The 26,508-nt window shown below is 60.7% G+C and carries 25 protein-coding genes and 1 pseudogene; 12 read left to right on the top strand and 14 right to left on the bottom strand.

The features are described 5' to 3' along the window. Positions 1-39: 39 nt before the first annotated feature. Positions 40-525 (top strand): MaoC family dehydratase, encoded by a 486-nt coding sequence (locus ASF70_RS19705; RefSeq protein ID WP_062582173.1) that lies wholly within the window; start codon positions 40-42, stop codon positions 523-525. Positions 526-552: 27 nt separating this feature from the next. Here ASF70_RS19705 and ASF70_RS19700 read toward each other — a convergent pair whose 3' ends face one another. From ASF70_RS19700 to ASF70_RS19675, 6 genes and pseudogenes are all read right to left on the bottom strand, one after another. Beyond that, positions 553-873, bottom strand: a complete 321-nt coding sequence (locus ASF70_RS19700; RefSeq protein WP_062582172.1) for a hypothetical protein — start codon at positions 871-873, stop codon at positions 553-555. Between the two features lie 75 nt (positions 874-948). After that, complete coding sequence (locus tag ASF70_RS19695; RefSeq protein ID WP_062582169.1) at positions 949-1,503, bottom strand: sarcosine oxidase subunit gamma; 555 nt, start codon at positions 1,501-1,503, stop codon at positions 949-951. Further along, on the bottom strand, positions 1,496-4,471 hold the full coding sequence (locus ASF70_RS19690; protein ID WP_062582167.1) for a sarcosine oxidase subunit alpha: 2,976 nt from the start codon (positions 4,469-4,471) through the stop codon (positions 1,496-1,498). The genes ASF70_RS19695 and ASF70_RS19690 overlap by 8 nt, the downstream gene beginning before the upstream one ends. 86 nt (positions 4,472-4,557) lie before the next feature. After that, positions 4,558-4,824, bottom strand: a pseudogene (locus tag ASF70_RS19685) (sarcosine oxidase subunit delta); the annotation flags it as partial. A gap of 19 nt (positions 4,825-4,843) precedes the next feature. Then, a complete protein-coding gene (locus ASF70_RS19680) occupies positions 4,844-6,097 on the bottom strand; it encodes a sarcosine oxidase subunit beta family protein (RefSeq protein WP_062461061.1) in 1,254 nt (417 codons plus the stop codon). 300 nt (positions 6,098-6,397) lie between these two features. After that, complete coding sequence (locus ASF70_RS19675; protein WP_062582163.1) at positions 6,398-7,372, bottom strand: zinc-binding dehydrogenase; 975 nt, start codon at positions 7,370-7,372, stop codon at positions 6,398-6,400. Positions 7,373-7,682: 310 nt separating this feature from the next. On the opposite strand from ASF70_RS19675, the gene rpsU reads away from it, so the two are divergent. The 3 genes from rpsU (at position 7,683) to ASF70_RS19660 (ending at position 10,063) form a co-directional block, all read left to right on the top strand. After that, positions 7,683-7,931 carry a 30S ribosomal protein S21 gene (rpsU, locus tag ASF70_RS19670; RefSeq protein WP_062461068.1) on the top strand — a complete coding sequence of 83 codons (249 nt, stop codon included), beginning with the start codon at positions 7,683-7,685 and terminating at the stop codon, positions 7,929-7,931. Between the two features lie 135 nt (positions 7,932-8,066). Then, a complete protein-coding gene (locus tag ASF70_RS19665; protein WP_082472031.1) occupies positions 8,067-8,954 on the top strand; it encodes a tetratricopeptide repeat protein in 888 nt (295 codons plus the stop codon). A gap of 14 nt (positions 8,955-8,968) precedes the next feature. Further along, positions 8,969-10,063, top strand: a complete 1,095-nt coding sequence (locus ASF70_RS19660; RefSeq protein WP_062582162.1) for an FAD-binding oxidoreductase — start codon at positions 8,969-8,971, stop codon at positions 10,061-10,063. Positions 10,064-10,069: 6 nt separating this feature from the next. Here ASF70_RS19660 and ASF70_RS19655 read toward each other — a convergent pair whose 3' ends face one another. From ASF70_RS19655 to ASF70_RS19640, 4 genes are all read right to left on the bottom strand, one after another. Next, entirely contained in the window at positions 10,070-11,092 is a 1,023-nt protein-coding gene (locus ASF70_RS19655; protein WP_062461071.1) for an LLM class flavin-dependent oxidoreductase, read from the bottom strand. 222 nt (positions 11,093-11,314) lie between these two features. Next, positions 11,315-11,539, bottom strand: coding sequence for an aa3-type cytochrome c oxidase subunit IV (locus tag ASF70_RS19650; RefSeq protein WP_062582159.1), 225 nt, complete (start codon positions 11,537-11,539; stop codon positions 11,315-11,317). 171 nt (positions 11,540-11,710) lie between these two features. Beyond that, positions 11,711-12,463, bottom strand: coding sequence for a hypothetical protein (locus ASF70_RS19645; RefSeq protein ID WP_062461904.1), 753 nt, complete (start codon positions 12,461-12,463; stop codon positions 11,711-11,713). A gap of 171 nt (positions 12,464-12,634) precedes the next feature. Further along, on the bottom strand, positions 12,635-14,959 hold the full coding sequence (locus tag ASF70_RS19640) for a GGDEF domain-containing phosphodiesterase (RefSeq protein ID WP_062461077.1): 2,325 nt from the start codon (positions 14,957-14,959) through the stop codon (positions 12,635-12,637). Between the two features lie 302 nt (positions 14,960-15,261). On the opposite strand from ASF70_RS19640, the gene ASF70_RS19635 reads away from it, so the two are divergent. Both ASF70_RS19635 and ASF70_RS19630 read left to right on the top strand, forming a co-directional pair. Beyond that, a complete protein-coding gene (locus ASF70_RS19635) occupies positions 15,262-15,801 on the top strand; it encodes a TRAP transporter small permease subunit (RefSeq protein WP_062582157.1) in 540 nt (179 codons plus the stop codon). Positions 15,802-15,832: 31 nt separating this feature from the next. Beyond that, positions 15,833-17,350 (top strand): TRAP transporter large permease subunit, encoded by a 1,518-nt coding sequence (locus ASF70_RS19630; RefSeq protein WP_062582155.1) that lies wholly within the window; start codon positions 15,833-15,835, stop codon positions 17,348-17,350. Positions 17,351-17,784: 434 nt separating this feature from the next. Here ASF70_RS19630 and ASF70_RS19625 read toward each other — a convergent pair whose 3' ends face one another. After that, positions 17,785-18,903, bottom strand: coding sequence for a TRAP transporter substrate-binding protein (locus ASF70_RS19625; RefSeq protein ID WP_062461086.1), 1,119 nt, complete (start codon positions 18,901-18,903; stop codon positions 17,785-17,787). Between the two features lie 258 nt (positions 18,904-19,161). Between ASF70_RS19625 and ASF70_RS19620 the strand changes: the two genes are divergently transcribed. Continuing rightward, on the top strand, positions 19,162-19,962 hold the full coding sequence (locus tag ASF70_RS19620) for a gamma-glutamyl-gamma-aminobutyrate hydrolase family protein (protein WP_062582153.1): 801 nt from the start codon (positions 19,162-19,164) through the stop codon (positions 19,960-19,962). A gap of 27 nt (positions 19,963-19,989) precedes the next feature. Here the strand turns inward: ASF70_RS19620 and ASF70_RS19615 are convergent, their stop codons facing one another. The 3 genes from ASF70_RS19615 to ASF70_RS19605 all read right to left on the bottom strand — a co-directional run bounded on the left by ASF70_RS19615 (position 19,990) and on the right by ASF70_RS19605 (position 22,627). After that, the gene (locus tag ASF70_RS19615; protein WP_062582151.1) at positions 19,990-20,952 is read right to left on the bottom strand and encodes a 2-hydroxyacid dehydrogenase; all 963 of its coding nucleotides are present in this window, start codon (positions 20,950-20,952) and stop codon (positions 19,990-19,992) included. A 25-nt stretch (positions 20,953-20,977) separates the two neighbouring features. After that, the gene (locus tag ASF70_RS19610) at positions 20,978-21,997 is read right to left on the bottom strand and encodes a LacI family DNA-binding transcriptional regulator (protein WP_062582147.1); all 1,020 of its coding nucleotides are present in this window, start codon (positions 21,995-21,997) and stop codon (positions 20,978-20,980) included. Positions 21,998-22,129: 132 nt separating this feature from the next. Then, on the bottom strand, positions 22,130-22,627 hold the full coding sequence (locus ASF70_RS19605) for a MarR family transcriptional regulator (RefSeq protein ID WP_062461102.1): 498 nt from the start codon (positions 22,625-22,627) through the stop codon (positions 22,130-22,132). Positions 22,628-22,710: 83 nt separating this feature from the next. Here ASF70_RS19605 and ASF70_RS19600 point away from each other — a divergent pair, with 83 nt between their 5' ends. From ASF70_RS19600 to ASF70_RS19580, 5 genes are all read left to right on the top strand, one after another. Then, positions 22,711-23,511, top strand: coding sequence for a creatininase family protein (locus ASF70_RS19600; RefSeq protein ID WP_062582145.1), 801 nt, complete (start codon positions 22,711-22,713; stop codon positions 23,509-23,511). Between the two features lie 49 nt (positions 23,512-23,560). After that, a complete protein-coding gene (locus ASF70_RS19595; RefSeq protein ID WP_062582142.1) occupies positions 23,561-23,806 on the top strand; it encodes a type II toxin-antitoxin system VapB family antitoxin in 246 nt (81 codons plus the stop codon). 6 nt (positions 23,807-23,812) lie between these two features. Further along, complete coding sequence (locus ASF70_RS19590; RefSeq protein ID WP_062461111.1) at positions 23,813-24,217, top strand: type II toxin-antitoxin system VapC family toxin; 405 nt, start codon at positions 23,813-23,815, stop codon at positions 24,215-24,217. A gap of 111 nt (positions 24,218-24,328) precedes the next feature. Further along, a complete protein-coding gene (locus ASF70_RS19585; RefSeq protein ID WP_062582141.1) occupies positions 24,329-25,471 on the top strand; it encodes a GTP-binding protein in 1,143 nt (380 codons plus the stop codon). Further along, entirely contained in the window at positions 25,471-26,457 is a 987-nt protein-coding gene (locus ASF70_RS19580) for a WD40 repeat domain-containing protein (protein WP_062582139.1), read from the top strand. Before ASF70_RS19585 ends, ASF70_RS19580 begins: the two co-directional genes overlap by 1 nt. Positions 26,458-26,508: the final 51 nt, after the last annotated feature.

Raw genomic sequence — 26,508 nt, 5'->3', positions numbered from 1 at the left:
TGTAAGAGTCCGCATCACAACCAACGGAAAGAGCAGCGCATGCGTGAAATTTCCCTCGCCGATGTTGCAGGACTGGTCGGTCAGGAACTGGGTGTTTCCGACTGGATTACCGTCAACCAGACAATGATCGACCAGTTCGCCGATGCGACGCTCGATCACCAGTTTATCCACGTGGATCCAGAGCGCGCCAAGGCCGAAAGCCCATTCGGCGGCACCATCGCCCACGGCTTTCTGTCGCTGTCGCTGCTGTCGGCCATGAACTACGAGACCATGCCGAAAATCCGCGAACAGACGATGGGGATCAACTACGGGTTCGACAAGGTCCGCTTCATGTCGCCCGTCAAAAGCGGCGCGCGGGTCCGCGGCCACTTCACGCTGGCCGACAGCCGCTTCCGCGGCGCCGGCATGCTGATGACCACATACGAGGTTTCGATCGAGATCGAGAACGAGAAAAAGCCGGCACTGACCGCCACCTGGATCACCATCGTCCAGTTCGACCCGAAGGATCGGCCGGACGACGCCTGAGTTACCTCCCGTTCATCTCCTGTCGCGTCATCTCAATTCCAGCATCAGCAACCCGATGATCGGCGGCAAGGCGGCACCGATCAGAAGGGGCGCCGTCCGGGATGCCGTCAGCCCCAGCGCAGAACCGGAAATCCCGGCCGCGATCAACCCGGCGATCGGCATCGACAGACTGCGGTCGATTCCCGGCACGAGCGAAGCCAGTAGCGCCGCAATGACCGCTACCCCGCCGACCAGAATGCCCTTCCACAGTTCGACACCGGACAACTTCGCCGCTACCGCGCCCCCGGCAATGGCGGCAGCGATCCCGAGCAAGACCCACTGAATATCCGGCCAACCAGCGTCCACCATAAAAAACCCTCCCATTCTGCAATGGGAGGGTGCGGTATTGTCGAACCCAATTCAAGTCAGGCGATGGTCGAAGAGCTAGAGCGCAGCGTCTTTCGCGCCCTCCGAGAGAAGGCCGAAGGCGTAGTCGGAAAACGACCGCCAGACTTCCATTCGGAACGCCTCCTCGCCCGTACGCAGAAGCACCACTTCCACCTTGCCAAACAGCGTGCGCGAGCAGGCACCGACCGGAAAGACTGATAGCGACAGATCCTGCGGGCAACCCGTGTTGATCGCGGCCTCCGCACCCGGACCCGAAATCAGGATCGCGGTGTTGCGGTGAGACACGTCGGTCGCGGAATGCAGCACACCGGAATTGGCGGCAGCGGTCATCAGGCCGCTTTCGCTTTCGTCGATCAACAGCCACTCGTCCGGTCCGAGCCACAGCGCGGTGCGGCCGTTGGCGGATGCGGACGTCTTCGGCCTTGTCGGCAGATCGACGCCGAGCGAGCCTGAAAGTGCTGAGACATCCTCAGCCTTCGCCCGCAGCGAGATGCGGCCAGCCGGAGCTGCCGGTTCAAGCCGGACGACGGAAGATCCGCCGTGAAAACCGGTCATCGGGAGTACGCGCTGAGGCATTGCAAAATCAGCCATTGATGCGGCCTCCTTCCTTGTCGAAGAACACCATGTCGGTCACTTCCACCGAAATCGTCCTGTCCGCCATCGGCACGTAGAGCGTGCTTCCCATCTTCGCCCGACCGCCGGCAACCAGCGCGATCGCGATCGATCGGCCGAGAGTTTCCGACCAGTAGGACGAGGTCACATGACCGAGCATGGTCATCGGCTTTGGCTGGTTTGGATCGGCAACGATCTGCGCGCCCTCTTCCAGCACATCCGTCGGATCCTTGGTGAACAGGCCGACCAGCTGCTTGCGTCCCTCGCGCACGAGGTCCGGACGCTTCAGCCCTCTGATGCCGACGAAATCGGTCTTCTTCTTCGAGACGGCCCAGCCATAGCCGGAATCGTCAGGCGTGACCGTGCCGTCCGTATCCTGGCCGACGATGATATAGCCCTTTTCGGCGCGAAGAACGTGCATGGTTTCCGTGCCGTAGAGGCAGGCCCCCATCGATTGCGCCCGCTCCCAGATCGCTTTCCACACGGCCGCCCCGAAATCGGCGGGCACGTTGACCTCGAACCCGAGCTCGCCGGTAAACGACATGCGGAACAACCGCCCCGGAACGCCCATGATCGTGCACTCGGCAACGCTCATATGCGGGAAGGCTTCGTTGGAAATGTCGAGCCCGTCGATGAAGGGCGCAATGATCTCGCGCGCCTTCGGACCCTGAACTGCGATGACAGCCCATTGTTCGGTGATCGATGTCAGCCATACGTTGAGATGCGGGAATTCCGTCTGCAGATAGTCTTCCATATGCTGCAGCACCCGCGGCGCACCGCCGGTCGTGGTCGTCACATGGAAACGGTCTTCCGCCAGACGCCCGACGACACCGTCGTCATAGATGAACCCGTCTTCCCTTGTCATGATGCCGTAACGGCTCTTGCCGGGTTTCAGCGTATCCCAGGCATTGGTGTAGAGCAGGTTGAGAAATTTCGCCGCATCCGGGCCAACCACCTCGATCTTGCCGAGCGTCGAGGCATCGAACACGCCGCCGACATCACGCACGGTTCTGCACTCGCGGTTGACGGCTGCGTGCATGTCTTCGCCGCGCTTGGGGAAATACCAGGCGCGTTTCCAGTTGCCCACATCCTCGAACTCGGCGCCCTCAGCCGCTTCGAGCGCATGCATCGGCGTCTTGCGGGCCGGATCGAACAGGTCGCCGCGCGAATGGGCGATCAGCGTGCCGTAGGTGACAGGCGTGTAGGGCGCGCGGAACGTGGTGAGACCCACCTGCGGGATCGGCCGGTCGAGTATTTCCGACGCGATGGCGAGGCCATGCATGTTGGAAAGCTTGCCCTGATCGGACGCCATGCCATTGGTGGTGAAGCGCTTGATATGCTCGATCGAATGCATGCCCTCGCGCACGGCAAGACGGATATCCTTGGCGGTCACGTCATGCTGGAAATCGACGAAGGCCTTGACCGCATCATCAGGTCCGGCCCCTTCGGCCGCACCGATCATGCCGCCGGTCCATTCGAACCGGTTTTCGCCCGAGACAACAGCTGCACCGCCGCCTGCGGCAATCGCCTCGTCGATCAGATCGGCGAGATCGTCGGTTCCGTTGCAGGCCCCGACCGAGATGCAGTTCTGGGCGTAGATATCCGGCAGGAACCGCTGGTTTGCCTCGTCGAAGCGCAGTTTTCCGCGAGACTGCGAGAACAGATGCACTGACGGAGTCCAGCCTGCCGAGATGAGCAGCGCGTCAACCTTGATCTTGCGCGCATTGGCGCCGCCATTGCGGGTGACGGTGATGGAATTGATCCGCAGCCGGCCCGATGTGTCGGTCACGGCATGACCAGTCAGCACGTCGATCCCGAGCGCGCGAGCCTCTGCCAGCACGCCATCGCCCGGATGGCTGCGGCTGTCGACGATCGCCGCGATCGAAACGCCCGCCCGCTTCAGGTCGAACGCCGCCTCATAGGCGCTGTCATGCGCGGTATAGACGCCGACATTGCGGCCGACGGCAACGCCGTGATGGTTGAGGAAGCTGCGCGCGGCAGACGCCAGCATGATGCCCGGTCGGTCATTGTTCGCAAACACCATATGCCGTTCGATCGAGCCGGTCGCCAGCACGACCTTTTTCGCACGCACCTGCCATAGACGCTCGCGCGGCAGATCCCGGCCCGGAAGTGCGACATGGTCGGTCACCCGTTCCACAAGGCCGAGGAAACCGTGGTTGTAATAGCCGAACACGGTGGTGCGGGTCAGCACCGTGACATTGTCCATCGCCTTCAGCTTTGCAGCCATGGCCTGTGCCCAGTCGAAACCGTTTTGGCCGTCGATCACCGTGGAACTGTCGAAATGCAGCGCACCGCCGACTTCCGGCTGTTCGTCGACGAGAATCACCTTACTTCCGGTCGCAGCCGCCGAAAGTGCCGCCGTCAGGCCGGCGACACCGGCGCCGGCGATCAGCACGTCGCAATGCACGTAGCGGCTGGCGTAATGATCGGGATCGGCTTCCTTCGGCGCTTCACCCAGACCCGCGGCGCGACGGATGATCGGCTCGTAGAGTTTGTGCCAGGCTTCCCGCGGCCACATGAAGGTCTTGTAGTAGAAACCCGCGGCAAAGAACGGCGACAGCATGTCGTTGAACGCGCCGATATCGTATTTCAGCGACGGCCAGCGGTTCTGCGAGGCGATCTTGGCGCCATCGAACACTTCCTGCACCGTGGCGCGCACGTTCGGCTGACGGCGAGCGGCATCGCGAGACACGTCGAGCAGCGCATTCGGCTCTTCCGGACCTGATGTCAGGATGCCGCGCGGGCGGTGGTATTTGAACGAGCGGCCGAGCAGATGCACGCCATGCGCCAGAAGCGCTGACGCGACCGTATCGCCCTCCAGCGCCGTATAGCTTTTGCCGTCGAATGTGAAGCGCGCCGTGCGGGCCGGCGTATGACGGCCGGCGCCCTTGATGCGGAATTCGCCCGAGTTGGAAGAAGAACTCATCTCGCGTCTCCTTCCGTAGCTTCCCAGGTTTCGACGGTCTTTTCCTCGGCAACCGCCGCAGCATGGCTTGCGACCGGGATCGGCTGTTTCGGCAGACCCGCCTTGTAGGTCATCAGGAACCTGTCGCTCACCGTATCGCGGGCCGCGTTGAAGAAGCGGCCGCAGCCGTGAATATGCCGCCACCGTTCATAGGTGAGACCCTTCTCGTTGTTGCGCAGGAAGAAGAACTCCGCGAACTCCTCGTCGGAAATCGCCGCGATATTCTCCGGCCGGGCAATATGCGCCTCGCCGGCCCAGCGAAATTCCAGTTCCGAGCGATCTTCTTCGCAATAGGGGCAGTGGATCAAAAGCATCTGGTCTATCCCCTCACTATCAGTGCGCGACGGCAGCGGCTGCCGCCTCGTCGATCAGGCGGCCCGTGCGGAACCGGTCGAGATTGAGACCCGACGCCAGTTTATGCGGTTCGCCCTTAGCGATCAGATGTGCAAACAGGTTGGCCGAGCCCGGCGTTGCCTTGAAGCCACCGGTGCCCCAGCCGCAGTTGACGAACAGCCCGGGAACCGGGGTGACGCCCTGGATCGGCGACCTGTCCGGCGTGTTGTCTGTAATGCCGCCCCACTGCCGCATCATCTTGACGCGGCGGAAGATCGGAAACAGTTCGCAGATCGCGTCGAGCGTATGGGTAATGATCTGCAGGCCGCCGGTCTGCGAGTATGAATTATACTGGTCGGTGCCGGCGCCGATCACCAGCTCGCCCTTGTCGGACTGCGAGATATAGGCATGAACCGTGTTCGACATGACGACGCAGGGGAAGATCGGTTTCAGCGGTTCCGACACCAGTGCCTGCAGCGGGTTGGAATGCAGGGGCACGCGAACGCCCGCCATTTCCATCACCACCGACGAATGGCCGGCCGCCGATACGCCGACCTTGTTGGCACCGATAAAGCCTTTGGAAGTCTCGACGCCCTGAACTTCGCCACCCGGTCCGCGGCGGATGCCGGTGACTTCGCAGTTCTGAATGATATGGACGCCGCGATCGGCCGCCGCGCGCGCATAGCCCCAGGCAACGGCATCGTGGCGGGCTGTGCCGCCGCGGCGCTGCAGGGCGGCGCCATTGATGGCGTAGCGTGCCGTCTTCGAAATATCGAGAACCGGAACGAAGGCCTTGGCCTGTTCCGGCGTCAGCCATTCGTTGTCGATACCGTAGAGCCTGTTGGCATTGATATGGCGCTTGAACGACTGCTGGTCATGAATGTTGTGCGACAGCATCATCACGCCGCGCGGCGAATACATGACGTTGTAGTTGAGCTCCTGGCTCAGGCCTTCCCACAGCTTGAGGGAATGCTCGTAGATATCCATGCTCTCTTCATAGAGATAGTTGGAGCGGATGATGGTCGTGTTGCGGCCGGTGTTGCCGCCGCCGAGCCAGCCCTTCTCGATCACCGCGACATTGGTGATGCCGTGTTCCTTGGCGAGATAATAGGCGGCACCGAGACCATGACCGCCGGCACCGACGATGATCACGTCGTAAGAGCTGCGCGGCTCGGGAGAGGTCCATTGCGCCTCCCATCCCTTGTGGGCGCGCATCGCCTCGCGGGCTATGGCGAAAACCGAATATTTGCGCATGAGGCCGCGTCTCCTTGATCCGCCGGGTAAGGCTCTTGGGTAGAACCATACCCATCGCAAATCAATATGCGCCGCAATGGCCGTTTTGCGACGCCTCAGAGGATTGTTTCGACACGCGCGGAAAACAGGCCCGGGAACCTCGGACGAAAGGCCCGGCCGACGTTCATGTGACGACGGCGGACGGAAGATGGGGTCGTGACGTTAGAGCGACCGGCCGTTAACGCGGCCACAGGCTTCCTGTGAATTTTGGACAGACAGAAACCGGGGAAAGTTTCCCCGGTTTGTCATCGAGAGGCAAAATCAGGCCCGGAGCAGCACCTTGCCGGTGCGGCCGTGCTCGCCGGCTGCCTTGGCCGCCTTGGCGATGTTATCGAGACCAAAGACCTCGGAGACGGTGAGGGTCACGGTGCCGTTGGCGACGGCTTCGACGATCTCGCTGATATGGCTCTTCATCTTTTCCGCAGGAAGCTTGGGCGCGATCTTGGCGAGCCAGAAACCCTTGACCACAGCCTGCTTGAAAATCATGTCGCTGGCTGAAAGCTGCATCGGCGTTCCCGACATGAGTCCGAACGAGATCAGCAGTCCGTTTTCGCCAAGCACCGACAGCAGGTCTCCGGAGGCCGGGCCGCCGACGCCATCGACCCCCGCCTTGATCGCGGCTCCGCCCGAGAGCGCATTGACCGTCTCGCGCCATCCGGTCTGCGACGTCGAGACGACATTCTGGATGCCGAGATCCGCCAGTTCGCGCACCGCCTCGTCACGTCGGACGAGGTTGATGACATTGATTTGACGCGGCTTCGCAAACATCGCGAGCGTCCTGCCGACCGCACCATTGGCCGCGTTCTGGATGATCCAGTCACCTTTTTCGACACCCGCAAAATCGAGCAGTGTCAGGGCGCTGAGCGGCATCGAGATCAGCTGCGCGCCGGCCTCATCGGAAATCGAATCGGGAAGCGGCACGGCTGCCATGGCCGACGCGATATAATACTCCGCCCAGGTGCCCTGCCCTGAGGCCGCCACACGCTGCCCGACCTTCAGGTGCGAGACACCCTCGCCCAGCGCATCAACGACACCGGTTCCTTCGGTGCCGGCGACGGCGGGCAGGTCGGGCTTAAAGCCGTAATCCCCGGAAACCGTCAGAAGATCGTGATTGTGGATCGCCGCCATCGACATGCGGATCCGGATCTGGCCGGGGCCGGGCTGCGGGATTGGGCGATCCTCGATCGACAGGACAGAAGACGGATCGCCGAAACTGGAATGAATGGCACTACGCATGAGATTTCTCCGTTCGGTCCCGCTTGGCTCGGCAGGACAAGGCTTGGGCCGGTTGGGAACAGGTTCCCGCATGGGCGCAAATCGACTATGGCTTGGTGGCGGATATAGGACATCGCTAGGCGGATATAACCCCGCGCGGAGCAGCGGCTGTAAAATTCTTGAGAAGCCCGCAGCCGCGGGTAGACTTTTGACATCTCCTCTGTTAAGTGCCTTCACCAATCGCTTCGGCTATCCGCCGGGCTCCGACATTCTCTCGCCTCGAATCCTGCAGATTCCCTGGCGATAACAAACCAAAGGAACGGGATTTCACGTGCAGGTACTTGTCCGCGACAACAACGTTGATCAGGCTCTCCGCGCTCTCAAGAAGAAGATGCAGCGCGAAGGCATTTTCCGTGAAATGAAGATGCGTGATTACTACGAAAAGCCTTCGGAAAAGCGCGCCCGCGAAAAGGCTGAAGCCGTTCGCCGCGTCCGCAAGCTGGCCCGCAAGCGCATGCAGCGCGAAGGTCTTCTTCCGGCAACGCCGCGCCCGGCAACCGCCCGTCCGGCTGCTCGTTGATCGGTCGTTTTTTCGACGTTTTCATGTGATTATGAGCGGTGGCGACATGGGCGCCGCCGCTTTTTTGATTCGGAACAGTCGACATTCCGACACGTTCTGCCGATCCTGACAGCCCGATACGAGGACATGCGCCTGATGGCCGCCAAGACTGCCGTTTTTTCCGATGGAACCCGAAACTCCGGCCATTCCTTGACCGTCGCCCCAATTCGCAAGGCCCTCGCTCCGATCGGTATCGTGGCAGTGCTCGCGCTGGCCGGCTGCTCGACGACCACGTCGACGGACATGATCAGCGTCGATCGCGCCCAGGGGTCGGAACAGAACATCTCGTCCCTGTCCTCCGTCATCAGCTCGAACCCGTCTGATCCGGAAGGCTACAACATTCGCGGGTCGGCCTATGGTCGCGCCGGCGAATTCAAGCGGGCACTGGAAGACTTCAACCGCGCGCTCCAGATCAATCCGCAGTTCTACCAGGCCTATGCGAACAGGGCGCTCGTCTATCGCAACATGGGCAAGCCTGTCGAAGCCGCGAACGACTACAACCGCGCGCTCCAGATCAATGCCAACTACGACGTCGCCCTGATCGGCCGCGGCAATATCTATCGCCAGGCCGGCCGCCTCAACGAAGCCTTCAGTGACTTCAACAAGGCCATCGATCTCGATACGACCGATGGTCGCGCTTATCACAACCGCGGCCTGATCTATCAGGCCCGCAATCAGCATGCGCAGGCGATCGACGACTTCTCCAAGGCGATCTCGCTCTCCTCCAGCTCGGCCGAGCCTTATAACGGTCGCGGTATTTCCTATCTCGCCATGAACGACGACGAGAATGCGTTTGCCGACTTCAACCGCGCTATCGAGCTGAACGACAAGCTCGCCGAATCCTGGGCCAACCAGGCACTGGTGTATGAGCATCGCGGCGACCGTGCCCGCGCCAACCGTTCGTTCTCGCATGCCGTCCGTCTGGACCCGAACTACAAGCCGGCCCAGGACGGCGCGGCACGTACGCGCGGCGGCAATAGCTAAGCGGAGCCATGACGATGCAGCAGTCCGGTCGCCATGATATCATCGTCATCGGCGGCGGGATTGTCGGCGCCTCGATTGCCTGGCACCTCACAGTGTCAGGCGCCAAAGTCCATCTTCTCTTTGAAAAACCAGGCGGCATAGCGACGCCGAATTCCTTCGCCTGGATCAACGCCAGCTGGGGCAATCCGCGCGCCTATTTCGACCTGCGCATGCGCTCCATCGCCGAATGGAAACGCCTTGCGAAGGACGTCCCCACCCTGCCCCTATCTTTCGCGGGCGGCCTATGCTGGGACATGTCGCAGGCTGACTTGACGACCTACGCCAGCCAGCATTCCGGCTGGGGCTACGATATCGCTGAGGTCGATGCCGTCAGGATTGCCGCCATCGAACCGGCCTTGAACGACGTGCCTAACACCGCGCTTTACGCCGCGATGGAGGGTGTAGCCGAGCCGCAGGCGAGCGCCGAGATCCTCATCGCAGACGCCCAAAGACGCGGCATGCTTCTCACCGAAGGCATCCGGGTCACTGCCCTCAGGCGCGATGGCGAAGGCAATGTCGCAACTGTGGTCACCGACAGCGGCGAATTCACAGCCCGTGAAATCGTGCTCGCCGCCGGCGCCGGCACCACGACCCTTGCCGCTTCTGTCGGAATAGACGTCCCGGTCGAAACACCACCGGGTCTCCTCGTCCACTCGACGCCGGTCGCACCGATGCTCAACGGCCTCGTCATTGCGCCGGAACTGCATGTCCGGCAAACCGCCGACGGTCGGCTCGTCGCCGGGACCGATTTCGGCGGCATGGATCCGGGTACCGATCCGGATGGCGCGGCTGACGAGCTGTTCGGCAAACTGAAGCGGTTCGTCAAAGGCGGCGACAGCCTGGTCATGGACTTCTACACCGTCGGTTATCGCCCCACGCCAAAGGACGGCTTTCCGATCATCGGACGTGCCGAAGATCAGACCGGTCAAACCCTCCCCGGCCTCTACATTGCCGTAACCCATTCGGGCATCACGCTCGCTCCGGCGATCGGCTTGTTTGCCGCCACCGAAATCCTGGAAGGGGCGCAAGAACCTCTTCTCGCCCCCTACCGTCTGTCGCGCTTTAGCTGACAGCCCTCAGCGCCAGCCGAGCGCCGGCGCCACATGCTTCAGGATCGACTCGATGACATGGGCGTTGTAGTCGACGCCGAGCTGGTTCGGCACGGTCAGAAGCAGCGTATCGGCCTCGGCAATGCCCTCATCCTGGCGCAGCTCCTCGATCAGGGCTTCCGGTTCTGCCGCATAGGAACGACCAAAAATCGCCCGCGTGCTATCGTCGATATATCCGACCGAGTCCTGCTCCTTGCCGCCGCGGCCAAAATAGGCCCGGTCGCGATCGTCCGTCAGCGCGAAGATCGAGCGGCTGACCGATACCCGCGGTTCGCGCTGATGGCCGGCCGCCTTCCAGGCGTCGCGATAGGCTCGGATCTGCTTTGCCTGCTGAATGTGGAAAGGCTCGCCCGTCTCGTCGTTCTTCAGGGTCGAGCTCTGCAGGTGCATGCCCTTCCCGGCCGCCCAGACTGCCGTTGCATCGGAGCTTGCGCCCCACCAGATGCGGTCTCGCAACCCTTCCGAATGCGGCTCCAGACGCAGCATGCCCGGCGGGTTAGGAAACATCGGGCGCGGGTTGGGTTTGGCAAAACCCTCGCCCTTCAGCACGTCGAGAAAGACTTCGGCGTGGCGGCGACCCATGTCGGCATCGGTCATTCCTTCGCCCGGCTCGTAGCCAAAATAGCGCCAGCCTTCGATCACCTGTTCCGGCGAACCGCGGCTGATGCCAAGCTGCAGACGTCCTTTCGAAATCAGATCCGCCGATCCCGCATCTTCCGCCATGTAGAGCGGGTTTTCATAGCGCATGTCGATGACGCCAGTGCCGATCTCGATCTTCGACGTGCGCGCACCGACGGCGGCCAGAAGCGGAAACGGCGAAGCCAGCTGGCGGGCGAAATGGTGAACGCGGAAATAGGCGCCGTCGGCACCGAGTTCCTCGGCAGCGACGGCAAGATCGATCGACTGCAACAGCACGTCGCCCGCAGAGCGCGTCTGCGATTGTGGCGACGGCGTCCAGTGGCCGAATGATAGGAAACCGATTTTCTTCATAATAGGGCTCCGGCAATATGCGCATGAGAAGAGGTGTTGCCCCCTACATGGCATGCCGGAGCAGCATCCGTTAGGGCCCTGCCGCGAATTGTGCGCAGACGGATTGTTCGCAGATTGCGAACGAGTGTTGTGAAGATGGAATGAAATAGCGTCTGGAGTACCTGTCGGCAGGGTCGCGCGGGTGCAACGTCACACCCGCGCTCCGACAGAAACAGATCCGGCTTAGCGCAGCAGGAAGACGCCAGCGATGTTCAGGATGATGAAAACGATGAGGCCGCCGAGAAGTCCAGCGCCGCCGAAAAAGCCGGCAGCCATGGCGATCATCAGAACGACGGTGGACATCGTGCCCCATTTTGCAGCGGCCAGAAAACCCTCGTAGGTTTTCTCGTGCTCGCGATAATCCATGGGAGCACCGGTCTCCATAGGTCCGCTCTGGTGATTGTCCATCATCGATCTCCTTCAACGCCGCGCCCACGAGCCGATCACGGCGGGGTGGCGCGGTAGCCTCCTCCTCGCTCTTCGAATCCTTGGCAGATCACCGAAAAGCGCCTCTCGATCCAGATTACACACACCGCTTCAAAGCGCAATCGCGCCACGCCGCGGCTGGTGCTTTAACACCTACTCGGCGAACGCCATTTCCTGAGAGGTCGGCCTTCCCGCGATCCTCGCGGTCGGCAGAACGGTGAGTGGCGGACTGTCGAACTGCGCTTCGTTGCCGAACATCATCCGCCGTTCATAGGCCTCCGACCGGAACAACGGGAACCGCCGCATCAACTGCGGCCTTACCTCCTTGACGCGTGACGCAAGAAGCGTGAGCTCGAAGCCGTAGATGCCGGCCATCGTTGGCGGCACGACGATATCCGCCAGGAAGATGCGCTTGTAGAACGAGGCATGCGGCGGGCGGATATGCTGCAACACCCGGTCGGCATCGAAATGGATCGCAGCCATGATGCTGGGCCGCAGCGTGATATAAGGGATCGTCGGCAATTCGGCGACGACAGCCGGATCGACCGCAAACCGGGCCGGGTCGATCAGCGTCATCCCGGCATCGAGGAAAGCGTGGACCGCATCGGGAAACACGCCTGTCGACTGGCACACACGATGGTCAGGCGTCACGTAATGGACGCGGATCGTCGCGATCAGTTCTTCGTAATGATGAATGCCGAAGACATAGGCGTTGCGGTCGAAATCGATCTCATCGAGCATGTCCACCGCACCAACGGGGAGAACATCCTGCGCCTTGTAGGCTTTGTATCTTAATCTGGCGATATCTTCGAAATCTTCGGCGCTCTGAATGCGGCGGTATTCGATGTGGTCGAGGGATGCGAGGAGCTTTTCGGAAAAGGGTGCTTCAGGAACAGATTGCTTTATCGGCATGTGAATTATCCATGGGACGTTAACCCAGGATTAACCGTGAACTGAGCCTTGATCGCAATCGCCGAAATTATGTTTAACAAATTTTAAACAGAAATAGTTAACCGCCAGCGGTAACCTTATGCCGCGGGTGCAAAAAATAGCCTGTGAAGATATGGGGAAACGCGTCTATCCAGCCGCGCTCAGTGACCGCGGCGCGTCGTTCTTGCGGCCCGATACGGCACGACTACCTGCCTTGCTGAGAGCAACGCCGTTGACGCGCAGACTCTCCAGCGCATCGACCGGCACCGGCGGCGAGAAGATGTAGCCCTGAACCAGGTCCGCAAAATTGTGCTTGCGCACGAGATCCAGCTGTTCCTGGGTTTCGACGCCTTCGAGAACGATGCGGAGATCGAGCTCGCGTGAAAGATGCACGATGCCGCTCAAAAGCTTCATGCGGCGCGGATCGGTACCGATGTCGCGCACGAAGGCGCGGTCGATCTTGACGATATCGATCGGCAGGGAATCCAGATAGCTGAGGCTCGAGAACCCGGTGCCGAAATCGTCGATTGCGATCGTCACGCCGTTGGCGCGCAACCGGCTGAGCGTCGCACTCACGGCGACAGGCTCCTCCATGAAGCAGCTTTCGGTTACTTCCAGATGCAGCCGTGCCGCAGGCAGACTGTAGCGCGCCAAAGTCTCGGCCACCATTGCCGTGATCGCACCGCCACGAAGATCCTTGACCGAGAGATTGACGGAGACCGCCATACCGCCCGACCATTCGGCGCAGTCGGCGCATGCCTTGTCCAGCACGAACCGGGTCACGTCCGAAATCAGGCCCATGCTTTCGGCAAGCGGGATGAAGATGTTGGGGCCGATCCAGCCGCGCTCGGGATGCGACCATCTTACCAGTGCCTCGCAGCATTCCATCTCGGACCCGTCCGGCCGGTACATCGGCTGGTAGACGACGGACAGATGGCCGTTTTCGATGGCATGGCGCAGATCGGTCCGCAGACGCTGCTCGGCCACATACCGACCATCCATTTCCGGCCTGAAGGTTCGAACCGTGCCGTTGCCGGTCGACTTTGCCTCGTTGAGGGCAAGGTCCGCCTTGATCTGCCAGGATTCCATGTCGAAATCTTCAGCGGGCAGAATGACGCAACCGCTGTTGAGCGATACCGAAAGACTGAGCCCGTCGACCCGGTAATCCCCCTCGAATGTCCGATGAATCTCGCGGATACGTGCCTCGATCGCGCAAGAACCGTCTTTGCCGGTCACCAGCAGAACGAACTCGTCGCCCACCAGCCGGCCGATCAGAACCTCGTCGCTCGCAAACGCCGCTGCCCGTTCGGCAATTGCTGCAAGAAGCTTGTCGCCAACCACGTGGCCGCGCATGTCGTTGACATGCTTGAACCCGTCGACATCAAGAATAGCAAGCCCGGCCCACATCTCCGGACCTGCATTTGCCAGCCGACGTTTGACCTGTTCGGTGAAATGTCCCCGTGTCGGCAGGCCGGTCAGCGTGTCGAAACGAACAAGGTGAAGGATTTTCTCTTCGGCAGCGACCCTTGCGCTGACATCCTCGAAGATCATCACGAGACCGCCCTCGGAACGGCGGCTGAGCGAGAATTCCAGATAGGTGTCGTCATTGAGACGCAGCAGCGTCTTGCCCGCCTGCCCTTCCAGCAAGCCGCCGATCTGCGTCAGGATCTCGTCCGGAAACGCATTTTCGCGGTCGCGAAGGGCGGCGATGAAACTCGCGCCCATCAGGTCTTCGGCATCGCCCAGTCCCAGCAATTCGTGCGCGCGCCGGTTGACGACCTGCACCCGGCCATCGGCGTCCAGCATGATCAGCGCATGCGTCATGGTACTGAGCGCACTGTCGAGCTGGTCGGCAACCGTCTTCATCTCGCGCGAAACGATGACGTTCTTGTAGAGAAATTCCCGCACCCCCGTCGCCATCGACTGGGTGGTCAACCCGAACGGCACGAGAAAGAGCGCCATCAGCGCAAGATTGATTTCGCCGGTCAGCACGCAGGCAATGATCAGCGGCAAGCAGCAGCCGGTCGTCTGCAGCGCAACCGCGCGAGCAGACCCGTAGTTGCGGCCGACGATCGACACCATCGACGCCATGGTGACCGCGATGCACATGAAGGCGGCCATCATGTCCCGCAGGACAAGAACCGCATAGGCGCTGCTGATACCGAGAAGGAAAGCAGTCGCCGCGGCGCCGTAGACGTAGCGTGTTTCCCAGCTTTCGATCTCGTCGCGGGAAAGAACCGCACGGTCGAGACTGTCGAAGCGGCGGAACGAGATGACCCGGAACGTGAAGACGGCCAAGAACACCGCAATCAGCATGATATAGAAGGTAGAGCCCGTCGTCGCAAAAATCACTGCGCACGACAGGATATGGACCACCATTCCAGTCCACAGCGTTCCACGATTTCTAAACAGCGATTCGACGAACGACAGATACACTTCTGTCGGCAGCGTTTGCGCTTCCGCATTCTTCATAGGGGCACATTCCCTTGCCATCAGACCGACAATGGAGAAAACGTTTTAAAAATTGATTGTTGTCGGAGTGCGACCCCTTGGATTGTGGGGGTTCGTCGAAAAGCGATCAATGAACGGTAACAGGGATTGCTAAAACTCTCCAAACTCAATTATGCGCTCTCGCGACCACCTTCGCAATAATATTTCGCGCAATGCCTGGAAACGGCATTTATGCGACCTATGGGGGTCTTTTCTTTTAATAAGCGTTCGTTTACATCGCCTCATTCGGGCAGAGGTAAAGACCTGCTGGGGAGCGAGCGAGTATGGCGGGTCTGTTGAAATTCAGCGCGTTAATTGACCGTGTCAGCGAAATCGTCGGAAAATTTGCGGGTTATCTCGTTCTGGCCTGCTGCCTGATCAGTGCCGGTAATGCCTGCATTCGCTATGCGTTCAACTACAGCTCGAATGGTTGGCTGGAAATCCAGTGGTATCTGTTCGCGTTTATCGTTCTCTTGGGCGCATCCCATACGCTTCGTCTCAACGAACACGTCCGCGTCGATCTGATCTACGGCGCCGTCTCGGATCGCAAGCGGTTGTGGATCGATGCGATCGGCCTGGTGATCTTTCTGGTCCCAGCATGCCTCTTTCTGGCATGGCTGTCCTGGCCGTTCTTCTCCCTGTCTTTCATGCAAGGCGAAGTGTCTTCGAATGCCGGCGGCCTGATCCGCTGGCCCGTCAAATTCATCATCGTCTCGGGGTTCGTGCTCCTTGCCTTTCAGGGCCTGTCCGAGCTGATTAAGCGGATCGCCGGCCTTACAGGCACCCTCCAGGTCGACACGACCTACGAAAAGCCACTGCAATAAGACCGCGCCATTCCGGGGGGAAACCAAGCTCATGTTTGAATACGGCGTAATGCCACCGGCCATGTTTCTGGGCATGATAATTTTCATGCTTTACGGCTTTCCGGTCGCCTTTTCCCTTTCCGCGGTCGGGCTGTTTTTCGGCTTCCTGGGTATCTACACCGGTCATTTCGAATATGCGTTCATGCAGGCCCTGCCGCTGCGCATTTTCGGCATCGTCTCCAACGACCTGCTTCTCGCCATTCCCTTCTTCACCTTCATGGGTGCCATTCTTGAACGCTGCGGTCTTGCCGAGGACCTGCTCGAAGGCACCGGAAAACTGTTCGGCGCAATTCCCGGCGGCCTTGCCTATGCGGTGATCATCGTGGGCGCGATCCTCGGCGCCATCACCGGCACGGTTGCCGCATCCGTCATCACCATGGGTGTGATTTCCCTGCCGATCATGCTGAAATACGGCTACAATCCGCGGCTGGCGACCGGCGTAATCGCAGCCTCCGGCACGATCACCCAGGTCATTCCGCCGTCGCTCGTCCTCATCGTTCTGGCCGATCAGCTCGGCCGTTCGGTCGGCGACATGTATCTCGGCGCCATCGGTCCTTCGATCCTGCAGGTCGTGATCTTCCTGCTGTTCATTCTCTTCACCTCGATCGTCCGCCCCCAGGATGTTCCGGCGCTGCCGCCGGAGGCCCGCGGCGAACTCAATGCCGCGCTGGTGTTGAGAGTGCTGTGGGGCATGGTCCCTTCGATCGTGCTCATCTTCCTCGTCCTCGGCACCCTGTTCATGGGACTTGCCACACCGACGGAAGCCGGCGCGCTCGGCGTCGTTGGCGCCATGGCGCTTGCCGCCATGCACCGCCGCCTGACCTGGGACCTCGTCAAGCAGGCCATGCATTCGACCATGACGATCACCTCGATGGTCGTCTTCATCCTGGTTGGCGCCACCTGCTTCAGCCTTGTCTTCCAGGGCATGAACGGCGGGCTCTGGATCGAATTCCTGCTGTCCCATATTCCGGGCGGCGCTCTCGGCTTCCTGATCTTCGTCAACATCTTCATTTTCTTCCTGGCGTTCTTCCTGGATTTCTTCGAGATCGCCTTTATCGTCCTGCCGATGCTGGCACCGGTCGCAACCGCGCTCGGCATCGACCTGATCTGGTTCGGCGTGCTGCTCTGCGTCAACATGCAGACCTCGTTCATGCACCCGCCATTCGGCTTCGCACTCTTCTACCTGCGTTCGATCGCGCCGAAGACTGTGAAGACGAAGGACATCTATCTCGGCGCCATTCCGTGGCTCGGGATGCAGTTGATCCTCGTCGCCATCATCATCTTCTGGCCGGAATCCGTCACCTACTGGCTGGACAAGGCGCCGGACGTCGATCTCAACACGATCAAGATCGAAATCCCCGGCTTCGGCAATGATAGCGGCAACAACCAGATGCCCAATTTCGGCCTGCCGCCGATGGATGGTGCACCCGGCCAGGGCGGCGGCGCGCAACCTGCCCCCGGACTACCCGGCATGCCCAACTTCGGCGAGCCACCGAGGATCAACCCTTAACGGCTTCGTCTTGCCAGAAAACCGGCGCAGTAGTACATTGGAGTGGAGAGCAAAGCGCGAACTCTGCTCTCCCTTTGTTATCTGATGTAGAAAATGAACCGGACGGACACTGACCAGCCCGTCCGGTATTTCCTAACCAGCAACGTAATGCTCAGTGGAAACCACATCGCATCACCTCCTGTTCGACGGCAAGGCTTTTGCCTTAAGTCGGTGAAGCCCGTCTTCACCGATACTCCGGCTGGCCACGGAGTGCTCTGCTTTTGCCTTCGAACGCCACCATCATAGATACCAGCGTGTGATTGTCGAGCCGACACAACCGGGGATACGTGCAGCGCGTCTATTGCGTGAATCCAGTCCGGCGCCATCCCTCAGCTGCAAAAGAAAACCCCGGACCTTGCGATCCGGGGTACGTGTCTAAGCAGCGCTTTAGACGTTCAGATCTTGCCGTTGCGCTGCTGGATCATCATGAACGTGTCGAACGTGTACTCCGAAAGCTGCATCCAGAGGTAACCTTCCTTCTTGAATGCGACCTGGTCGTCGTAGACCTTCTTGAAATCCGCGTTGGTTGCGGAGATACCCTTGTAGACGTCCATTGCAGCCGTGTAGCAGGCCTCGAGGATATCCTGGCTGAACGGCCGCAACGTCGTCCCCTGCGATACGATCTGCTTGATCGCCATCGGGTTCTTCAGGTCGTATTTCGCCATCATGTTGGTATTGGCGAAGGCGCAGGCATCGGTCAGCGCCGACTGATAGTGCTTTGGCAGGCTGTTCCACTTGTCGAGGTTGATGAAGGCATGGATTGTCGGGCCGCCTTCCCAGAAAGCCGGATAGTAGTAATACTTGGCCACCTTGTAGAAGCCGAGCTTGTGGTCGTCATAGGGACCGACCCACTCCGCCGCATCGATCGTGCCCTTTTCCAGCGCCGGATAGATATCGCCTCCGGCGATCTGCTGCGGTACGGCACCGAGCTTTTCCAGCACCTTTCCGGCAATGCCGGCAATGCGCATCTTCACGCCCTTGAAGTCGTCGACGGTGTTGATTTCCTTGCGGAACCAGCCGCCCATCTGGGCCCCGGTATTGCCGGCCGGCATGCCGTAGATCTGATGCTTGGCATAGAACTCGTTCATCAGCGTATTGCCGTTGCCCTGGTAGAACCACGAGTTCGTCAGGCGCGCATTCATGCCGAAGGGGATCGCCGTGCCGATCGCAAAGGTCGGGTCCTTGCCGACAAAATAGTAGGAGCAGGTATGGCACATCTCGACCGTGCCAGCGGAGACCGCATCGGCCGCCTGCAGACCCGGGACGATCTCACCACCTGCAAACGGCTGGATCGTGAAATTGCCGTCGGTGGCGGCTGCAACATGCTTCGCGATATCGTCGGCGCCGCCATAAATCGTGTCCAGCGATTTCGGAAATGACGATGTCAGGCGCCAGTTGATCTTCGGGTTCTGCTGGGCAATGGCAGGTGTCGAAAGCGGAACAGCAAGCACTGTGGCTGCAGCGGCTCCCGCGCCGCCGACTGCCGTCTTTTTCAGGAATGAACGACGATCCATCAAAAATCCTCCCGGGTTGAACAGACCGCGAAGATGTCTCCTCCCATACCTCGCCAGTCCTAGATGAGGTAATCATGTTGCTTGAATGCTTGCAAGCAGACCATGTAACAATGACGGCGGACCAAGGTTAAACCGCATTATACTTTCGTCTTCCGCGATCGTCGTGGTTCACGCTGCACGGCGTCGCTACGGCTTGACTTCACCCCGCCTCCGGCAGCAATACGGGATAAGAACCACTGCCCCGCCTGGAGATTGTTCATGCCCGTCTCGTGCCGCAAGCCCATCGTCGCCGTTCCCGCCGATCTCAGGCAATTCGAAGGCGCCCTCTGGCACGCCACACCCAACCAGTATGTCAATGCGGCGCTGAAAGTGGCGGACGTCATGAGCTTCATCGTTCCCGCCTTCGAGGAGGGCAACGATGTCGACACGATCCTCGACCGGGTCGACGGCGTGCTGGTTTCCGGCGCCGTCAGCAACGTCCACCCGTCGCTCTACGGCCGCGAAGCGACCGAGGGAGACGGCCCCTTCGATCACGGCCGCGACGCCACCTCGCTGCCGATGATCCGCCGCGCGATCGAGCGCGGCATTCCGCTTCTCGCCATCTGTCGCGGCATCCAGGAGCTGAATGTCGCGCTGGGTGGCACGCTGGCAAGCGAGATCCAGGATCAGCCGGGCAACTGGGACCACCGCAAGCCCGACGTGCCAGACCGCGACGCGATGTACGCGATCCGCCAGCCGGTCTTCGTCAAGGAAGGATCCTGCATCGCGGATTTCCTCGGATTTTCCGGCGAAGTCCAGGTGAATTCGCTCCACCGCCAGGCGATTGCAAAGACCGCTACCCGCCTGAAGGTGGAGGCGACGGCCGCAGACGGCACGATCGAGGCGGTGTCGGTGATCGACGCGAAGAATTTCGCCGTTGGCGTCCAGTGGCATCCGGAATACTGGGCCGAAACCGACGCACCGTCGGGCGCCCTGTTCCGGGCGTTCGGCGATGCGGCCCGCGCCTATGCGGCATCGACAAGCGGTGCGACCAGCCCAACGGTTGCCCGCACCGCGTGAAGCAAACGCCCTCGCCGTGTTTGCCAGTTATCCTTTGACGGGGGTTTCCGGAACCGGGGTCAGCACGCGGCCATCCTTGAACCAGCCGATCAGGTTGTCGACGACAAGATCGGCCATCGCATTGCGGGTCTGAACCGACGCGGATGCGACATGCGGCAGAAGGCAGGTATTATCGAGAGCGATCAGCTCCGCCGGTACGTTCGGCTCGTCGAAGAACACGTCAAGCCCGGCCGCGGCAATCGTCTTGTCGCTGAGGGCGGCAATCATTGCCTCCTCGTCAACGCTCGATCCACGTCCGACATTGATAAACACGCCGCCCGGCCCAAGCGCTTCGAAGATCTCCGCATTGATGATCTTGAACGTATCCGGCGTCCCGGGCGCGATGCAGATCAGCGTATCGACGGCCTCAGCCATCTCCTTTAAGGACGGATAGTAGATATAGCCGACATCCGAGCGCTGGCTGCGGCTATAATAGCCGATCGTCACCTTGAACGGCTCAAGCCGCTTTGCGATTTCGAGACCGATGCGGCCAAGGCCGAGAATGCCGATGCTGCGGCCCTTCAGTGAAAACGGCGACAGCGGAAACGGCCCTTCGCTCGCCCACCGGCCTTCGCGCAGATAGGTCTCCGCCTTCGGAAACTGCCGCAGCGTATTGAGGAGCAGCGCGATCGCTGTATCGGCCACTTCATCGTTCAGGACGTCAGGCGTGTTGGTGACGATGATGCCCCGTTCGGCCGCCGTCTTCGTATCGGTGCCGTCGTAACCGACACCGAAGCTGGAGATGACTTCGAGATTGGGAAACGCATCGATGATGGCAGCATCGCATTTGCCGGAAACCGCGATGCCACGCACCCGCGCCCTCGTCTCGGCGTCGACGGATGCCAGTTCGGCATGCGGAGCCGAGATGACCTCGAAACTGTCGTTCAGACGCTCCAGAACGCGCGGATGGATACGGCCCGGCACGAAGATGGTGGCAGGATTCTCAGACATGCAGCAACCTCTTTATGAAGAATAATCAGCGTGGACGAAAGACGCCGGTCGACTGGCGCAGACGCATTTCCGGCTTGATCAGATGGAGACCGTCAGGCTCATGGCTCCCGGCAAGACGATCGAGCAGTGCCCGCGCCGCTAAGCGCCCGACATCGGCCTGTCCGTTGGAAACGGTGGTCAGAGACGGCGTCGAGATCGAAGCTTGTTCCAGATCGTCATAGCCGGTGACGGAAATATCGACGCCCGGTGTCAACCCGGCCCGCGCGATGCCGTTCATCAGGCCGATCGCCACCAGATCGTTCCAGCAGACCGCAGCCGTCGGCTTTTGCGGCAGGGACAGGAAATGCACCGCCGCCTCGAACCCGCCCTGCATCGAACGGGGTCCCGGAATGCGCAGGTTCGGATCGACCTCGATATTGGCTTTCAGCAGCGCGTTGACGTAGCCCTGGTAACGGTCGCGACCGGTCGATGTCTGGTCGGTGCCGCCGATCATGGCGATCGCCCGGTGGCCCAGTCCGATAAGATGGTTGGTGGCAAGCGAAATGCCGTAAGCATCGTCGCCGCGATAGGTCGGCAGGTCGAGGCCTTCCATCGAGCGGGCGACAAGAATGGCCGGCATGCCGTTTTCTTCGGCAAGCTTCATGTCCTCGATCGGCGTGCCGATCGCCGGCGACATGATCACGCCGTCGCCGCCGAGCTGCAGCAGCGTCTCGATGAACGTGCGCTGCTTTTCGACCGAATCGTAATGGTTGGACAGGATGAACGTATGACGGCTGCGGTCGAGCTCGCTCTCGATGGCTTTCAGGATTTCACCGTAGAACGGGTTCATCACGTCATGCACGACGACACCGATAATGCCGGACCGCGAGGTGCGAAGGCTGGCGGCACGGCGGTTGTAGATATAGCCAAGCGCCCGCGCCTGTTCCTTGATCTTCTCGCGGGTATCGGCGGCGACAAGCGGACTGTCCCGGAGAGCAAGCGAAATCGTGGCTGTTGAAAGACCGAGACTTTCGGCAATCGTCGACAGTTTGATTTTCTGCGCCATCTAGCCCCGCGTTCTCATGCAGCCTGCATTCTTACGCAGAGCACCCGAATTAAAGTTTAAATAAACAATTTAATTCCTTGCGACAATCCTGTGACGGGATTTTTCGGACGAGCAGGTTGGCAAACGCAACCCTCAGTCGCGATCGCCCTCATCCGACTGAAGATTGTGCTCGACGGCTTTGAGAAGTTTGAGAAGGGTGCGAACTTCCTTGTCCGAAAGACCTTTGACCGCCAGTTCGCCGCACTCGGCCACCGCGCGGCCGATCTGCTCGACGCTCTTCAGACCAGTCTCCGTCAGATGCACCTTGGTCAGGCGACCATCCGTTCCATCCGACCGGCGCTCCAGAAATCCCTGCGCTTCCATGCGGCCGATCGTGCGGGTCATGGTGGGAGCCTTGACGCCCATGCGGTTCGCAAGATGACCCGGCGTCATGCCGTCTTCTTCGGAAAGCGCCAGGATCACCCCGTCCTGCCCGGCATAAAGGCCGCTTTCGACCAGACTGCGGGACAACGCGGTGCGCATCGACCGGGCGGTCTGTGTAATGACAGGCGCAAGGTCGGTTGCGGAAAGACCAGCGCCGTCCTTCTTCTTGCCCGACTTGGATTTCTTGTCGCCTTTTTTCTTGCTCATAGGCTCCGCCCGTTTTGCGTCATGGAAGTCGGCGCTATAACTATACCACGCCACCCTTATCGAAACCCGGAATTGACCGCCAGATGCCGCATCCCTTGCCGCGCTATCATGACAACGATGTTACGCCCCCGTCCACAGAAAGCGCTAAAAGAGGCGACTGGATCGCCGTTCTGCCGCTCGGCGCCCACGAACAGCACGGTCCGCACCTGCCTTTCGAGACCGATACGCTGATCGCACAGGGCCTTGTCGACCGCATTATCCCTGCCCTTCCGGCTGATCTTCCGGTGACGTTCCTGCCGGTAGAGCCAGTCGGCTACTCGATCGAGCACATGGATGTGGCAGGAACGAAGACGCTGGCCGCCGCCGAGGCCATCGACCGCTGGCTCGGCATCGCCGATGAACTTCACCAGCAAGGCATCCGCAAACTGGTGATGCTGAATGCCCATGGCGGCAACGCGCCGCTGCTGACGATCGTCACGACAGAGGCCCGCGTCCGTTTCAACATGCTGGCGGTGGCGACGAGCTGGACGCGCTTCGGCCAGCCCGAAGGCTGGATCGCTCCGGAGGACAAGGCAATCGATATCCACGGCGGCGATATCGAGACCTCCGTCATGCTGGCACTGTGGCCGGACCGGGTGAACATGGAGAGGGCCGAAAACTTCCCATCGCGCCAGACAGATTTCGCGAAAGACTTTCGTCACCTGCGCGCCTACGGCCCACATGCGTTCGGGTGGAAGATGTCTGACCTCAGCGCCAAGGGCGCCGCCGGCAACGCAACCGCCGCCACCGCAGAACGGGGCGAGCAGCTGGTGAAGCACGCGGTCAACGGCATCATCGAGTTGCTACGGGATGTGGCACGGTTTGATGTTGACGCGTTGAAGTAGCGCTGAGCCGCATAATGTGCGAGACTTGCGCACACGAAGGTGGTGTCTCATGACCCTCAACATTAGCAGTGAAGAAGCTCAGGCACTTGCGAAAGAGCTCGCGCAGATGGATGGAACGACAATCACGCAAGCGGTGGTCACCGCACTGCGGGAAACCATCGACAAGCGCGCGCAGCAGGAGACGCCAGGCGAGACAGCCAGCCGCATCCTTGCAAAGCACGGGCTTTCCTTCAAACAGACTCGACCCGTGCCCCCAGCTTCCGCCTATCACGATCTCGACCACGACCTGGATTGATCGCACATGTTTGTCGATGCTTGTGCGATCGTATCGTTGATGGCTGGCGAAGATACCGCGGAAGCCTATGAAAGGGCGTTGGCAAAATCGACACTGCCATTCACGTCTCCTCTCGCTGCCTGGGAAGCAATTATCGTCCTTTCTCGGCCCGACCAATTAGACTGCGCCTACGGCCAGGCAGAAAGCGCTGTCGTGGAATGGCTCGACGCGCGCGGCATTGATATCCGTGAGGCGGGCTCGCCGCGTGCGCTTCTGAGCTTTGCTGTCGCGGTGGCTCAGAAACATGGCATCGGTAAGCGGCACTTGAGCAACTTCGACTGTTTCCATTACGCGCATGCGAAAGTGGCCGGCGAGCCGCTTCTCACGCTCGACCAGCTTCTTCGGCAAACCGACGCGTCGACATTGCCTTGATGTGATCATATAACATTCAAAACCCCTTTGAACTCGCGCGGCCTTGCCCTTATATGAGGCCAACACGCTTCCGCGCTCCCCCGAGCGCTCCAGAACCCTTAGAGGTTTCCCATGACTGAAAACACCGCTCCCGTCGCTGCAAAGCCAATTCCTGTGACCGTGCTGACCGGCTATCTCGGCGCCGGCAAGACGACCTTGCTCAACCGCATCCTGTCGGAGAGCCACGGCAAGAAATACGCCGTGATCGTCAACGAATTCGGCGAAATCGGCATCGACAACGATCTGATCGTCGAGTCCGACGAAGAGATCTACGAGATGAACAACGGCTGCGTCTGCTGCACGGTTCGTGGCGACCTGATCCGTGTCGTTGAGGGCCTCATGCGCCGCCCGGGCCGCTTCGACGGCATTATCGTCGAGACGACGGGCCTGGCCGATCCGGTTCCGGTCGCCCAGACCTTCTTCATGGACGACGATGTTCGCGCAAAGACCGAACTCGACGCCGTCATTGCTCTGGTCGATGCCAAGCATCTGCCGCTGCGCCTCAAGGATTCCCGCGAGGCCGAAGACCAGATCGCGTTTGCCGACGTCGTGCTGATCAACAAGACCGATCTCGTGACCCCGGAAGAGCTGGCGATCGTCGAAGACGTGGTGCGCGCCATCAATCCGACGGCCCGTATCTACAACACCAGCCGCTCGGGCATCGATCTCGCCCGCGTGCTGGATCAGGGCGCCTTCAATCTGGAACGGGCGCTGGAAAACGATCCGCATTTCCTCGACCACGACCACGAAGACCATGTCTGCGGCCCCGATTGCGGTCACGACCATAGCCACGATCACCACGACCACGGGCATGACCATCACGCGCACGACCACGATCATCATGATCACAAGCATCATGACCACGGCCATCATGCGCATCACGATGCGATGTCGCCGATCCACGATATCACGGTGAAGTCTGTCTCCCTGCGCGGCGGCGAGATGAACCCGGATCGTTTCTTCCCTTGGATCCAGAAGATCACCCAGGCGGAAGGTCCGAACATCCTGCGCCTCAAGGGCATCATCGCCTTCAAGGGCGACGAGGAACGCTATGTCATCCAGGGCGTCCACATGATCGTCGAAGGCGATCACCAGCGTCCGTGGAAGGATGGCGAAAAGCGTGAAAGCCGCCTTGTCTTCATCGGCCGCGAGCTCGATTTCGACAAGATCCAGAAGAGCTTCATGGCTTGCCAGGCTGAGGTTGTTGTCGCCTGATGCCAACCGTTGCACCTCTTGATATCGACGGTCATGTCGTAGCGGCTCACTTTCTCGGCGATATCCCGATCTTTGCTACCGCAGCCGGCACCATTCACCGCCTCGACGGCGGTGAAAAGGTAACGGACGCGCATCATGGCCTGTTGACCTGTATCCGCGATCCCTTCAGCGCCACGCTATTGAGTGGCGGCGAAGACGGCCGGGTGCAGCGCATTTCCCATGACGGCACGGTCAGCACGATTTCGGAAACGCCGCGCAAGTGGATCTCCGTCGTCGCCGGTGGCCCTCAGGGTGCGGTCGCCTGGGCGCAAGGCAAGTCCAGTTTCGTGAAGCTCTCCGACGGCACCGTCAAGGAAGTGAAGGAAGAGCGCAGCGTCGAAGCGATCGCCTTCGCACCCAAGGGCCTGCGGATTGCGGCCGCACGTTATAACGGCGTATCCTTGCATTGGGTCGGCACCAACAGTCCGATGCAGGATCTCGACTGGAAGGGTGCCCATACCGGCGTCACCTTCTCGCCTGACGGCCGCTTCCTCGTGACCATGATGCAGGAAAACGCCCTGCACGGCTGGAAGCTCGACAGCAAGTCGGGCGAAAGCCGCCATATGCGGATGACCGGCTATCCGGCCAAGGTGAAATCTTTGTCCTGGTCGGTCAAGGGCAAATGGCTCGCCTCCTCCGGCGCGCCGGCCGCGATCGTTTGGCCGTTTTCGGCCAAGGACGGCCCCATGGGCAAGGCACCGATGGAACTCGGCACGCGCGCCAATATCATGGTAACGCAGGTGGGGTTTCATCCGCTAGAGGAAGTACTCGCCATCGGCTTTATCGACGGCATGGTCCTCGGTGTGCGCATTGCCGACGGCAAGGAAGCGCTGCTGCGCCGGCCCGGTAAGGGCGCCATCACGGGCTTGAGCTGGAGTGCCAGCGGTAAGCTGCTCGCATTCTCGTCTGAAGCCGGCGACTGCGGCGTGATCGACATTTCCGGCTGAGCCGACTGTCTAAATTCCCAGTGAAACATGCGGGGTCTGCCCCGCATGCTA

This window comes from Rhizobium sp. Leaf321 (genome assembly GCF_001423215.1).
Taxonomy (GTDB): Bacteria; Pseudomonadota; Alphaproteobacteria; order Rhizobiales; family Rhizobiaceae; genus Neorhizobium; species Neorhizobium soli.
The sequence above is the reverse complement of the archived record's forward strand: the minus strand, read 5'-3'. Positions and strand labels throughout refer to the sequence as shown.

What these genes read in the sequence shown, in the direction of transcription:
- ASF70_RS19705 (WP_062582173.1), top strand. Translation starts at nt 40, where the DNA reads ATGCGTGAAATTTCCCTCGCCGATGTTGCAGGACTGGTCGGTCAGGAA.
- ASF70_RS19700 (WP_062582172.1), bottom strand. Translation starts at nt 873, where the DNA reads ATGGTGGACGCTGGTTGGCCGGATATTCAGTGGGTCTTGCTCGGGATC.
- ASF70_RS19695 (WP_062582169.1), bottom strand. Translation starts at nt 1,503, where the DNA reads ATGGCTGATTTTGCAATGCCTCAGCGCGTACTCCCGATGACCGGTTTT.
- ASF70_RS19690 (WP_062582167.1), bottom strand. Translation starts at nt 4,471, where the DNA reads ATGAGTTCTTCTTCCAACTCGGGCGAATTCCGCATCAAGGGCGCCGGC.
- ASF70_RS19680 (WP_062461061.1), bottom strand. Translation starts at nt 6,097, where the DNA reads ATGCGCAAATATTCGGTTTTCGCCATAGCCCGCGAGGCGATGCGCGCC.
- ASF70_RS19675 (WP_062582163.1), bottom strand. Translation starts at nt 7,372, where the DNA reads ATGCGTAGTGCCATTCATTCCAGTTTCGGCGATCCGTCTTCTGTCCTG.
- ASF70_RS19665 (WP_082472031.1), top strand. Translation starts at nt 8,067, where the DNA reads ATGGCCGCCAAGACTGCCGTTTTTTCCGATGGAACCCGAAACTCCGGC.
- ASF70_RS19660 (WP_062582162.1), top strand. Translation starts at nt 8,969, where the DNA reads ATGCAGCAGTCCGGTCGCCATGATATCATCGTCATCGGCGGCGGGATT.
- ASF70_RS19655 (WP_062461071.1), bottom strand. Translation starts at nt 11,092, where the DNA reads ATGAAGAAAATCGGTTTCCTATCATTCGGCCACTGGACGCCGTCGCCA.
- ASF70_RS19650 (WP_062582159.1), bottom strand. Translation starts at nt 11,539, where the DNA reads ATGGACAATCACCAGAGCGGACCTATGGAGACCGGTGCTCCCATGGAT.
- ASF70_RS19640 (WP_062461077.1), bottom strand. Translation starts at nt 14,959, where the DNA reads ATGAAGAATGCGGAAGCGCAAACGCTGCCGACAGAAGTGTATCTGTCG.
- ASF70_RS19635 (WP_062582157.1), top strand. Translation starts at nt 15,262, where the DNA reads ATGGCGGGTCTGTTGAAATTCAGCGCGTTAATTGACCGTGTCAGCGAA.
- ASF70_RS19630 (WP_062582155.1), top strand. Translation starts at nt 15,833, where the DNA reads ATGTTTGAATACGGCGTAATGCCACCGGCCATGTTTCTGGGCATGATA.
- ASF70_RS19625 (WP_062461086.1), bottom strand. Translation starts at nt 18,903, where the DNA reads ATGGATCGTCGTTCATTCCTGAAAAAGACGGCAGTCGGCGGCGCGGGA.
- ASF70_RS19620 (WP_062582153.1), top strand. Translation starts at nt 19,162, where the DNA reads ATGCCCGTCTCGTGCCGCAAGCCCATCGTCGCCGTTCCCGCCGATCTC.
- ASF70_RS19615 (WP_062582151.1), bottom strand. Translation starts at nt 20,952, where the DNA reads ATGTCTGAGAATCCTGCCACCATCTTCGTGCCGGGCCGTATCCATCCG.
- ASF70_RS19610 (WP_062582147.1), bottom strand. Translation starts at nt 21,997, where the DNA reads ATGGCGCAGAAAATCAAACTGTCGACGATTGCCGAAAGTCTCGGTCTT.
- ASF70_RS19605 (WP_062461102.1), bottom strand. Translation starts at nt 22,627, where the DNA reads ATGAGCAAGAAAAAAGGCGACAAGAAATCCAAGTCGGGCAAGAAGAAG.
- ASF70_RS19600 (WP_062582145.1), top strand. Translation starts at nt 22,711, where the DNA reads ATGCCGCATCCCTTGCCGCGCTATCATGACAACGATGTTACGCCCCCG.
- ASF70_RS19595 (WP_062582142.1), top strand. Translation starts at nt 23,561, where the DNA reads ATGACCCTCAACATTAGCAGTGAAGAAGCTCAGGCACTTGCGAAAGAG.
- ASF70_RS19590 (WP_062461111.1), top strand. Translation starts at nt 23,813, where the DNA reads ATGTTTGTCGATGCTTGTGCGATCGTATCGTTGATGGCTGGCGAAGAT.
- ASF70_RS19585 (WP_062582141.1), top strand. Translation starts at nt 24,329, where the DNA reads ATGACTGAAAACACCGCTCCCGTCGCTGCAAAGCCAATTCCTGTGACC.
- ASF70_RS19580 (WP_062582139.1), top strand. Translation starts at nt 25,471, where the DNA reads ATGCCAACCGTTGCACCTCTTGATATCGACGGTCATGTCGTAGCGGCT.